The following is an 11,066-nucleotide window of genomic DNA, read 5'->3' on the forward strand; positions in this document are numbered from 1 at the left end:
TATGTACGTCTACCGCATCATGCTGTTTTTGGTGTTTGGCGGTTACCTGCTCTCTCCGCTACTGATGAATGGCTGGAGCGACCCTGAGGCCGCCTGGTACCGACCGTTTGCGATTTGGGGTGGTTTGATTGCGTTAACCCTCTGGCTGGAGCAGAAAAGGAAGCTTGATGAACGTTGAGATGCACGTTGAGATAGTCGGCGTGCTGCTGCTTGGGCTGGGCTACCTGGCACTGCTGTTTGGCTGCGGTTTTGCAGTAGAGCGTGGCTGGGTGCCGGTGCGCATTACCCGTCACCCGATTGTTTACACCCTTGCTCTGGGTGTTTATGCCAGCGCCTGGGCAATCTACGGCAGCGTCGAAATGGCGGCCAACGCGGGGTTTGGCTTCCTTGCCTACTACCTGGGCGCGGCGGGTGCCTTCTTACTCGCCCCTGTGCTGCTGGTACCGATCCAGCGCATCACCCGCACCTATCAATTGACCTCGCTGGCGGATCTGTTTGCCTTTCGCTTTCGTTCCCGGTGGGCGGGTACGCTGGTCACCCTCGTCAGCCTACTGGCGGTGCTGCCACTGCTCGGCATTCAAGTCAAAACCCTGAGCGAAGCCATCAATATCATCACCGTCAGCCAGGCAGGCGCTGGCATTGCGCTGCTTTTTTGCGCCGTCATTGCCGCCTTTGCGGTCATTTTCGGGGCCCGCCACAGTCAGTCTTACGGTCGCCACGATACCCTGCTTAGCGCCATTGCGTTTGAATCCATTGTTAAACTGCTAGCCATGCTGGGCCTGGGTGCGGTGGCGCTATGGATGGTGTTTGATGGCCCAGGTGATTTGCAGCTTTGGCTAGAAGGACCAGGCGCTATCCTCCAGCACCAGACACCCAAACTTGACCCTGCCCAGTGGCGCACCCTGCTGCTACTGTTTTTTGCGGCGGCGTTTATGATGCCGCACCTATTTCATATCAGTTTTGCAGAAAGCCTGTCGCGGCATACCCTGCTACAAGCGAGCTGGGCACTGCCGCTGTTTCTACTGCTAATGGCGCTGCCCGTGCCGTTGATTTGGTGGGCCGCGCAGTCGGTTAATCCCGACATCCCCATCGCCGCCTATGCCGCCTACCTAATGAGCGAACACTGGTGGGTAGGGGCGCTGGCGTTTATCGGCGGGCTAGCCGCCACCAGCGGCACCATGATTATGATTGCGTTGGCGCTTTCCGGCATGGTGCTTAATCATATTGTGCTGGTAGCGAGGCCCCCTGAGGCGCGCAGTGATCTCTACGGCTGGCTGCTGTGGCTGCGCCGTGGTTTAGTGGTCGCGGTGATTATCGGCGGCTGGGTGTTTTACCAGTGGGTAGGTCGCCACCATGGTCTCATCGGCTTGGGGTTAGCCGCGTTTGTCGGCATGGCCCAGTGCCTGCCTGGCATGCTGGCGCTGCTCTATTGGCCGGGCGCTAACCGTAAAGGCATGATTATTGGCCTAATAGCAGGTGTGGGCGTGTGGCTTTGGGGTCTATGGCTGCCACTCATGTTTTCGCTACCCGTACCGACGCTACCTTTTACACCGCTTACCGACACTGGGGCACCGGTTTGGTACAACGTCACGCTGCTTTCGTTAGCGGTCAATATCCTGCTGCTGATTGTGGTATCGCTGTTTACGCGCATTTCTGAAGGGGAGCAGTCCGCCGCAGAAGCGTGCTCAGTCGATGCGGTTATTCGCTCCAAGCGTTTTCCGCTAGAAGCCGCTACGGCGAGTGACTTTTCTACCCATTTAGCCCACGCCCTCGGCGATGAGGCGGCTAGCCGTGAAGTTAACCGGGCCCTGAAAGCGCTCAACTTTACACCCCAGGAGCGCCGACCTTACGCGCTGCGTCGCTTGCGTGACCGTATTCAGGCCAATCTCTCGGGCCTAATGGGGCCATCGGTGGCGCGAGACATTGTTGATCGCTACCTTCCCTACCGCCACGACGACGCCCCGGAAACCGACGATATTCACTTCGTTGAAAGCCGCTTGGAAGCCTACCGCTCACGGCTAACAGGGTTAGCCCGTGAACTCGACGGTTTGCGCCGCCACCACCGCCAGACCCTAGCTTATTTACCGGTGGGACTTTGTGTCCTGGGCGATGACGATGAGCTGTTAATGTGGAATCAAGCGCTTTCACAACTTTCGGGCATTAGCGGTGAAAGCGTGATTGGCTCACGCCGCGATAGCCTGCCTGCCCCCTGGCCAAGCCTGTTGGGCAGCGTGTTAGATGCGACGTCAGGCCCGCTCTACAAGCAGGCGGTGACGCTACATGGCAAGGATTACTTTCTGACCCTGCACAAAGCGATTCTCAGCGGCAATGACAGCCGTGGCGGCAGCGTTATTCTGATTGAAGACCATACCGAAATGAAGTGGTTGGAAGATGAGTTGGTGCATGCGGCGCGCCTTGCCTCTATCGGCCAGTTAGCCGCCGGGGTCGCCCACGAAATTGGCAACCCGATTACCGGCATCTCGTCGCTGGCGCAAAATTTACGCTACGACACCAACGACCCCGCCCTACTGGAGACTGCCGATCAAATCCAGCAGTTAACCCAGCGGGTCACCAAAATCGTTAACTCACTGGTGGGTTTTGCCCATGGAGGGCGCCAATCGGTGCCGCTCCCGACCTCGCCTGTGGCGCTCGCATCGATTAGCGAGGATGCGCTGCACTTGATCCACCTCGCCCGCTCGGGAGAGGATGTTACCTTAACCAATGCAACACCTGACGATGTGGTAGTACGCGGCGATGCCCAGCGATTAACCCAAGTGATGGTCAACCTGCTGAGCAATGCCCGGGATGCCTGCGGCCAGGGCGGAGAAGTTCACATCACCGCAGGGCGCCATGAGCAGCTTGCCTGGTGGCGGATAACCGATAACGGCCAGGGCATCGACCCACGAGTGCGCGAGCATTTATTCGAGCCCTTTACCACTACCAAGCCAGCAGGCGAAGGCACCGGCCTGGGACTTTCACTGGCTTATCAGATTATCAACGAACACCAGGGTAAGATAGACGTGGCCTCGCCACCGCCCGGACAGCCTCGCGGCACCGCCATTACGCTTTGGCTGCCGCTTTACCAACAGGATGATCAGCCAGCTCATGCCCAGGATTCTGATTGTTGAAGATGAAGCGATTATTCGCAGCGCGTTAAAGCGCCTACTGGAACGCCACGACTATACGGTCAGCGAAGCAGGCAGCGCTGAGGAGGCCAGCCAGCTTGAACTCACAGGGTTCGACCTCATCATCAGCGACCTGCGCCTGCCGGGCGAGCCTGGCACTACGCTGATCGCGGCTTCAAGCCCCGTGCCGGTTCTGATCATGACCAGCTACGCCAGCATGCGCTCTGCCGTGGAGTCGCTCAAACAGGGCGCCGTGGACTACGTTGCCAAGCCGTTCGACCATGCGGAGCTGCTGGAAACCGTTGAGCGAATTCTGCACAAGCAGTCGATGCAGCAGAGCCCACCGCCGGATATCACCGATGCCGGCGGCGGCCGCCAGACTATGATCGGCAACTGCGTTGCCATGCAGCAGGTCTACACCCGCATTAGTAAAACCGCCCCCGCCGATGTCACCGTACTGGTTCTGGGCGAGTCGGGCACCGGTAAGGAGCTGGTGGCACGCGCGATTCACCAGCAGAGCAAGCGCGCCAAAGCACCGCTGATCTGCGTCAACTGCGCGGCGATTCCTGAAACGCTGATCGAGTCCGAGCTGTTTGGCCATGAAAAAGGGGCTTTTACCGGCGCCAGCGCCGCGCGCACCGGGTTGGTCGAAGCAGCCGATGGCGGCACGCTGTTTTTGGATGAGATTGGTGAGCTGCCGCTGGATGCTCAAGCACGGCTGTTACGTGTACTCCAAGAGGGCGAAATACGTAAAATTGGCTCGGTGGAAACCCGCCACGTTAACGTCCGGCTAATTGCGGCCACCCATCGCGACCTGCGGGCACTGTCAAAAACCGGTGAGTTCCGCCTTGATCTTTATTACCGGCTGAACGTGATGCAGATCGAGCTGCCGCCACTGCGCGAGCGCGAGGATGACGTGCTCGAGATCGCTGACATTCTGCTCGATAAAGCATGTAAGCGTCATGAACGGACCGGTCTGCGTTTATCACGTGCTGCCCGTCAGGACTTGCGCGACTACCCTTGGCCAGGCAACGTGCGCGAGCTGGAGAATGCCCTTGAGCGTGGCGTCATTCTTGCTGAGGGACATTTGATCCACCCGGATGATTTAGGTTTAGCGCCCATTACCACTCGGCCTCATGCTCCCTCAACGACCACTCCCGCCACCTCTGGCAGTGCAGATAATACCGCGGAAGAAAATGAAGACGACCTCTCGTTAGAGGATTACTTTCAGCATTTTGTACTCGAGCACCAGGATCAAATGAGTGAAACCGAACTGGCACAAAAACTGGGTATTAGCCGTAAAAATCTTTGGGAGCGGCGCCAACGGCTTGGCATACCGCGCAAAAAAACCGCCCGGCGCCCAGGCTAAGCCCCCCAGGGGCGCCTAGCTACCCGAACGCCTCGCGCCCTCTACGACCATTGTCTAATACACTGATTTAAATAAGAAATACCCTACTCCCTGCTACCCTGACACTGTTACCTTCCCACACAAAGCCGCGCACAAACGGACCCAGAAGGGGTAACACTTTTTGCGCCGCTAAGTTCCACCACGTTCAAAAAAACGCCAACCTTCTGAAATTTATAATTTATTAAATAGGTGGCACAGCGTCTGCAGTATTACTGGGTAAGAAAAACAAACTGGGCATAGCGCCAGGTCACTAACAAAAACAACATGACCTCGCCAGAACCTGAGCTACAACAAAAACAACAGAGCCAGGTAGAGATAACGGTACTAATAAGAACAACAGGCTTGAGTCTCATTACTTGCTTGCGCAGGCAACACAGGCGCAGCTAACAATAATAAAAGTAGCAAGTGGCCCGAAAGGACGCGACGTACAACGTGACTTGGCATCCTAACAACAACAATAGCTGTCAGTGTGTACACCCCGGCGCCAATAATAATTCCCCGGGGGGGAGAAAAGTTCGCGGTTGGATTATTGTTTTGAATACGAGGCGGTCGGAGCGATTGCGATCCTAACGCCTACCGACTGCGGTGCGTATTCAGGGCGATGTGCCATCATGAAGAAAAACAGCAGCACGGACGCTGATTGATTGCTTTATAGGGGAGGCTCTCTTAGCCTCCCCTTTCCGTGTCTGGACACTTGAGTTTATGCAAACCAGCGTCAAATGCTTTGCAAGCCTTGGGGGGTCGGATACACTCGAACATTAACTTTCTATGTTAGGTACTCATTTGGTGTGCTTTTTACATAGTCATGTTACGCAATACTTGACTTTTTTATGTACCCTGCGAGTTGAAATCGTCGCATGTTTAAAGGATTTACCCGTTTCCTACACAGCCCGGGGGAGCAATTGAAAACCTTGCTTGATCCCCAAGAGAGCACTACCAGCGCCCTTACTCCGCGCAACATCCCTCGGTCCGAGCACCCTGTTTCTCGCCAGCATATTAGTGATGCCGCGTTAAAAGTGCTTTATCGCCTTAGCGGGGCTGGTTTCGACGCCTATTTGGTGGGCGGCTGCATCCGCGATGCGCTGCTTGGCAAAATGCCCAAGGACTTTGACGTCGCCACCAACGCCACCCCCGAACAGGTGCGCGATCTATTTCGTAACTCGCGCCTGATCGGCCGCCGTTTTCGGATTGTCCACGTGCGCTTTGGCCGCGAGGTCATTGAGGTCACCACCTTCCGTGGCAAACCCCAAGACGAGCATGGCGACCACATAGCCCACCAGTCCGATGAAGGGTTGCTGCTGCGCGACAACGTGTGGGGCAACATTGAAGAGGACGCCCTGCGGCGCGACTTTACCGTTAATGCGCTCTACTACAATATCGCCGACTTCAGCATCACTGATTTTGCCAATGGTGCCGAGGACATCAGAACCCGCACCCTGCGCCTGATTGGCGACCCGGCAACACGCTACCGCGAAGACCCGGTACGCATGCTGCGGGCGGTGCGCTTTGCGGCTAAGCTCGACTTCACGCTAGACCCCGCTACCGAAGCGCCGATGTATGATCAGGCGCCGCTGTTGCTGCAGATTCCCCCAGCGCGGCTATTCGATGAAGTGCTCAAGCTGTTTATGTCGGGCCACGGCTTGGTCACCTTCCGGCTGCTCAGCCACTACGGCCTGTTCGGCATGCTGTTCCCCGAAGCCGAAGAAGCCATGGCCGATGCCGCCTGGGCCGAAGAGCTGATTGAGCAGGCGCTGACCAACACCGATAAACGCATTGCCGAAGAACGCCCCGTCACCCCGGCCTTTCTGCTGGCAGCGTTTTTATGGGCCCCGGTCAAGCATCGCCAGGAAGCGCTGGAACAAGAGGGCATGCCGCCCATTCCTGCGCTTCAAGCAGCCGCTCAACAGGTGGTATCCCGGCAGTTAGAGTTCACCTCCATTCCCAAGCGCTTTGGCATCCCCATGCGGGAAATTTGGGAATTACAGCAACGGCTACCCCAGCGGCGCGGTAAAAAAGCCTTTCAAACCCGCGAACATTCGCGTTTCCGGGCGGGCTATGACCTGCTACTGCTGCGCGAGCAGGCGGGCGAGATACCCAGTGGTTTAGGCGAATGGTGGACGGCGTTTCAGCGCGGCGATGAGCACGAACAGCGTCGCCTGCTGCAAAAAGTGGGCGGCGACCCCGCCAGCCAGGGCGATCGTCGTCGCAAACGGCGCCGTAAGCCGAGCGCGCCAGAGTAGTGGGTGCGCCTTCCCCGCTCGCCTATATTGGCTTGGGTAGCAATCTAGAGTCACCTATCGAGCAGGTTCGCGAGGCTCTCACCGAGCTGGCAAGGCTACCGCTAAGTCGATTGGTGGCAGCCTCATCGCTTTACGCCAGCCGCCCGGTGGGGCCGCAGGATCAGCCTGACTTTATCAACGCGGTAGCAGCGCTGGAGACCCGGCTCTCGCCGCTGGCGCTACTCGACCAGCTTCAGGCGTTAGAGCAGCAGCATCGCCGCCGCCGCCAGCGCCACTGGGGGCCACGCACGCTCGACCTTGACCTGCTGCTCTACGCTAATGACCACATCAACTCACCGCGGTTACGCGTACCGCACCCGCAAATGACTGCCCGGGCCTTTGTACTGCTCCCCCTCGCAGAGATCGCCCCCTCTCTCGATCTTCTCCAACAGCCGCTATCCATCTGGCTTGAACGTGTTGAAAACCAAGGCTTGGAACGCTTACCTAACGCCTAGTGTGCGGCTAACGCTACCATTTGACACAAATCTCGACACCGACACCCCATTCAGGTAACAATTGCCGGTTACGCCACTTCGCGCCTGCAGGGAAGCAGCATTAATAATGGTCGGCTGCCTATGTCGCAGCGGCCTCACGTAAAATAGAGAGCACGCCATGAAAACCGTCACTCTAAGCACGCTGCAGGCCTATAAGCAGGCTGGCGAGACGTTCAGTTGTCTAACCGCTTACGACGCCTCCTTTGCCCATGCGGCAAGCCAAGCAGGCATTGATGTCCTGCTCGTCGGTGATTCGCTGGGCATGGTGCTACAGGGCCATAACAGCACCCTGCCCGTCACCATTGACGACATCGTTTACCACACCCGCTGCGCGGCGCGTGGTAAAGGCCATAGCCTGCTGATGGTCGATCTACCCTTTATGAGCAACGCCACCACTGAGCGCCTGTTGGAAGATGCTGGTGCCGTGATGCGCGCGGGGGCGGAGCTAGTAAAGCTGGAAGGCGAAGCTTGGATGGCCGATGGCATTCGGGAACTCACTCGCCGCGGCGTTCCGGTATGTGCCCATCTGGGCTTAACCCCGCAAACCGTGCATCAGTTAGGGGGTTATAAAGTTCAAGGGCGCGATGCCGCCCAAGCGGAACGCATCATTAATGACGCAAAAGTGCTTGTCGAAGCGGGCGCTTCGGTGATTCTGCTCGAGTGCGTCCCTGCCAGCCTGGGCAAAGCGGTCACCGAAGCGCTGGATGTGCCGGTGATTGGCATTGGCGCAGGCCCGGATACCGATGGCCAGATTCTGGTGATGCACGATGTACTCGGTGTCACCCATGGCCGCACACCGCGCTTTGTGAAAAACTTTATGGTTGACGCTGACAGTATTCAAACAGCCTTCCAGCATTACCACGAAGCGGTCAAATCGCGCAAGTTCCCGGCCCCAGAGCACTGTTTTTAAATACTGTTTTTGAAGATCGTTCTTGAAGACCGTTTTTAAAGACCGCTTTTAGAAGAAGAAATCTTGACTATGCGCACCTTGCGAGACATTGATCAGCTACGCAGTACGCTGCAGGAATACCGTCAGCGCGGCCAGCGCATTGCCCTGGTGCCCACGATGGGCAACCTGCATGCGGGGCATTTAGCGCTGGTGGCCTGCGCGCGCCAGCACGCCGACATCGTAGTCTCAAGCCTGTTTGTCAACCCGATGCAGTTCGGCCCAGGGGAAGATTTAGACGGCTATCCGCGTACCTTTGACGCCGACCAGGCGCAGTTGGTTGAGGCTGGCTGTGACGTGCTGTTTGCACCAGCGGTGAGCTCACTTTATCCAAACGGTTTGGATGCTCAAACCCGTGTTCATGTACCCGTCGTCGGCGAGGGGTTGTGCGGTGGTTCGCGTCCCGGCCACTTCGACGGTGTTTCTACCGTCGTCAGCATGCTATTCAATCTGGTGCAGCCAGATATTGCCTGCTTCGGGGAAAAGGATTACCAGCAGCTGGCGGTGATTCGTAAGCTGGTGCGCGACCTGCATATGCCGATCGAGATTATCGGTGTACCAATCGTGCGTGCCGAGGATGGCTTGGCACTGTCATCGCGAAATGGTTATTTAAGCAGCGAGGAGCGTGCTATCGCTCCTGCGCTCTACCGCACATTATGTATGCTACGCGATGCTCTGGAGCACGGAGCCCCAATAGAAGAGGCTCTTGATCAGGGTAAAGCCGCGCTAAGTGAAGCTGGTTTTACACCGGACTACCTGGAGCTACGTGACGCATCACTGGCACCGGTGAGCCCAACCACCCGCCACGCGGTACTGTTGGCAGCGGCCCAACTAGGCCCGGCGCGGTTAATCGACAATGTCACGATTCAACTCCCGGCCAGCACAGTCACTGCCTTCAGCAAATAAATAAACAACTGGGAATAGAGGAACTCACATGCACACCATTATGCTCAAAGCCAAGCTGCACATGGCTCGCGTCACACACGCGGTACTCAACTACGAAGGCTCCTGCGCTATCGACGGTGACTTGCTGGATATGGCGGGCATCCGTGAAAATGAGCAGATCCAGATTTACAACGTCGAGAATGGCGAACGTTTCACCACTTACGCCATTCGCGGTGAGGAAGGCTCCAAACTTATCTCGATCAACGGCGCTGCTGCCCACCTCGCCGCCCCTGGCCACCGGATCATTATCTGCAGCTACGCCCACTATTCCGAAGCCGAACTGGAAAACCACCAGCCTGCGCTGGTGTATCTGCAGGAAGGCAACCACGTCAGCCACACCAGCAATATTATCCCGGTGCAGTTGGCCTGATCACAACTGGCCTAATCTTAGCGCCTCTACTACTTTCCCCTGACGGGCCACATGTTGGCCCGTTTTTATTTGCCCATAAAGGTTTATTGCCGCAACGCACCACCTTCCCCTATGCTGAAGAGACGGCTGACACAGCACGAATAAAAGAGTACGGCTGCAGAGCACGCCTATCGGGCATCTGGCATCAGACTGTCTGTTAATTACTCCAGGAGTCATCTTATGCAAGAAGTAGTCATTGTTGCGGCACGCCGCACCGCTGTGGGCGCTTTCGGCGGCTCCCTCGCAGGTATTCCAGCGAGCGACCTCGGCGCCTTGGTGATCAAAGATATCCTCGCCTCAACCGGCGTTTCTCCCGATCAAGTTGACGAAGTACTGCTGGGCCAAGTGCTCACCGCAGGCGTTGGCCAAAACCCGGCGCGCCAAGCAGCTATCAAGGGCGGCCTGCCAGACTCGGTACCGGCCATGACCATCAACAAAGTGTGTGGTTCAGGCCTTAAAGCGCTGCATCTCGCCACTCAAGCCATTCGCTGTGGCGATGCTGAGCTGATTCTGGCCGGTGGTCAGGAGAACATGTCCGCCTCGCCACACGTACTCCCCAACTCGCGCAACGGTCAGCGCATGGGCGATTGGAAGGCAATTGATTCCATGGTGCACGACGGCCTGTGGGATGCGTTCAACAACTACCACATGGGCATTACTGCCGAGAACTTGGCCGAGAAGTACGGCATCACCCGCGAAGCGATGGACGAGTTCGCCGCAGCGTCCCAGCAGAAAGCCGCTGCCGCCATCAAAGAAGGTAAGTTCAAAGGTCAGATCGTGCCGGTGGAAATTCCCCAGCGCAAAGGCGACCCGGTGGTGTTTGATACCGATGAGAACCCACGGGAAGTTACCGCGGAGAAGCTTGGCGGCATGCGCCCTGCGTTTAAGAAAGACGGCACCGTTACCGCCGGTAACGCCTCGGCGCTCAACGACGGCGCGGCAGTGGTTATGCTCTGCTCCGCCGAAAAAGCCAAGCAGTTGGGGCTAGAGCCGCTGGCGCGTATTGCCGCTTACTCCAACGCAGGCGTTGATCCTGCCATTATGGGTATCGGCCCCGCACCGGCTACCCGCCGCTGCTTGGAAAAAGCCGGCTGGAGCCTGGATGACCTGGACTTGGTCGAAGCCAACGAAGCGTTTGCCGCTCAGGCGCTATCTGTCAATAAAGAGCTCGGCTGGGATGTCAGCAAGGTCAACGTCAACGGCGGTGCCATTGCCCTAGGTCACCCCATCGGTGCCTCCGGCTGCCGCGTACTGGTCACCCTGCTCCACGAAATGATCGCCCGCGATGCCAAGAAAGGCCTCGCGACGCTGTGCATCGGCGGCGGTCAGGGTGTTGCGCTGGCTATCGAGCGGCCTTAAAAACCTACCCTTCGCTCGCGTAGCTAAGTGCTAATAAAAGCCCTCGTTAATTGACGAGGGCTTTTTCCGTTCGGGATACACAAATTTCTTTATCTTGTTCT

Annotated in this window: 9 protein-coding genes; all 9 read left to right on the forward strand. The window is 57.5% G+C overall.

The window, feature by feature from the left end; translation table 11 throughout:
* Window position 1 precedes the first annotated feature (1 nt).
* The 9 genes from HZS80_RS17295 (at window position 2) to HZS80_RS17335 (ending at window position 10,965) form a co-directional block, all read left to right on the forward strand.
* Entirely contained in the window at window positions 2-178 is a 177-nt protein-coding gene (locus HZS80_RS17295; RefSeq protein ID WP_007111811.1) for a hypothetical protein, read from the forward strand.
* Between the two features lies 1 nt (window position 179).
* A complete protein-coding gene (locus HZS80_RS17300) occupies window positions 180-3,128 on the forward strand; it encodes an ATP-binding protein (protein ID WP_179916777.1) in 2,949 nt (982 codons plus the stop codon).
* The gene (locus tag HZS80_RS17305; RefSeq protein ID WP_179916752.1) at window positions 3,106-4,494 is read left to right on the forward strand and encodes a sigma-54-dependent transcriptional regulator; all 1,389 of its coding nucleotides are present in this window, start codon (window positions 3,106-3,108) and stop codon (window positions 4,492-4,494) included. The genes HZS80_RS17300 and HZS80_RS17305 overlap by 23 nt, the downstream gene beginning before the upstream one ends.
* Before the next feature lie 896 nt (window positions 4,495-5,390).
* The gene (gene pcnB / locus HZS80_RS17310) at window positions 5,391-6,773 is read left to right on the forward strand and encodes a polynucleotide adenylyltransferase PcnB (RefSeq protein ID WP_179916753.1); all 1,383 of its coding nucleotides are present in this window, start codon (window positions 5,391-5,393) and stop codon (window positions 6,771-6,773) included.
* Window positions 6,773-7,267: a 2-amino-4-hydroxy-6-hydroxymethyldihydropteridine diphosphokinase gene (gene folK / locus HZS80_RS17315; protein WP_179916754.1), complete on the forward strand. Its 495-nt coding sequence runs from the start codon at window positions 6,773-6,775 to the stop codon at window positions 7,265-7,267. Before pcnB ends, folK begins: the two co-directional genes overlap by 1 nt.
* Before the next feature lie 157 nt (window positions 7,268-7,424).
* On the forward strand, window positions 7,425-8,216 hold the full coding sequence (gene panB, locus HZS80_RS17320) for a 3-methyl-2-oxobutanoate hydroxymethyltransferase (RefSeq protein WP_179916755.1): 792 nt from the start codon (window positions 7,425-7,427) through the stop codon (window positions 8,214-8,216).
* A 69-nt stretch (window positions 8,217-8,285) separates the two neighbouring features.
* Window positions 8,286-9,158 (forward strand): pantoate--beta-alanine ligase, encoded by an 873-nt coding sequence (panC, locus tag HZS80_RS17325; RefSeq protein WP_179916778.1) that lies wholly within the window; start codon window positions 8,286-8,288, stop codon window positions 9,156-9,158.
* Window positions 9,159-9,186: 28 nt separating this feature from the next.
* Window positions 9,187-9,567 carry an aspartate 1-decarboxylase gene (gene panD, locus HZS80_RS17330; RefSeq protein WP_007111819.1) on the forward strand — a complete coding sequence of 127 codons (381 nt, stop codon included), beginning with the start codon at window positions 9,187-9,189 and terminating at the stop codon, window positions 9,565-9,567.
* A 219-nt stretch (window positions 9,568-9,786) separates the two neighbouring features.
* Window positions 9,787-10,965: an acetyl-CoA C-acetyltransferase gene (locus tag HZS80_RS17335; RefSeq protein WP_035562738.1), complete on the forward strand. Its 1,179-nt coding sequence runs from the start codon at window positions 9,787-9,789 to the stop codon at window positions 10,963-10,965.
* Window positions 10,966-11,066 lie beyond the last annotated feature (101 nt).

This window comes from Vreelandella glaciei, assembly GCF_013415125.1.
GTDB classification, from domain to species: domain Bacteria; phylum Pseudomonadota; class Gammaproteobacteria; order Pseudomonadales; family Halomonadaceae; genus Vreelandella; species Vreelandella glaciei.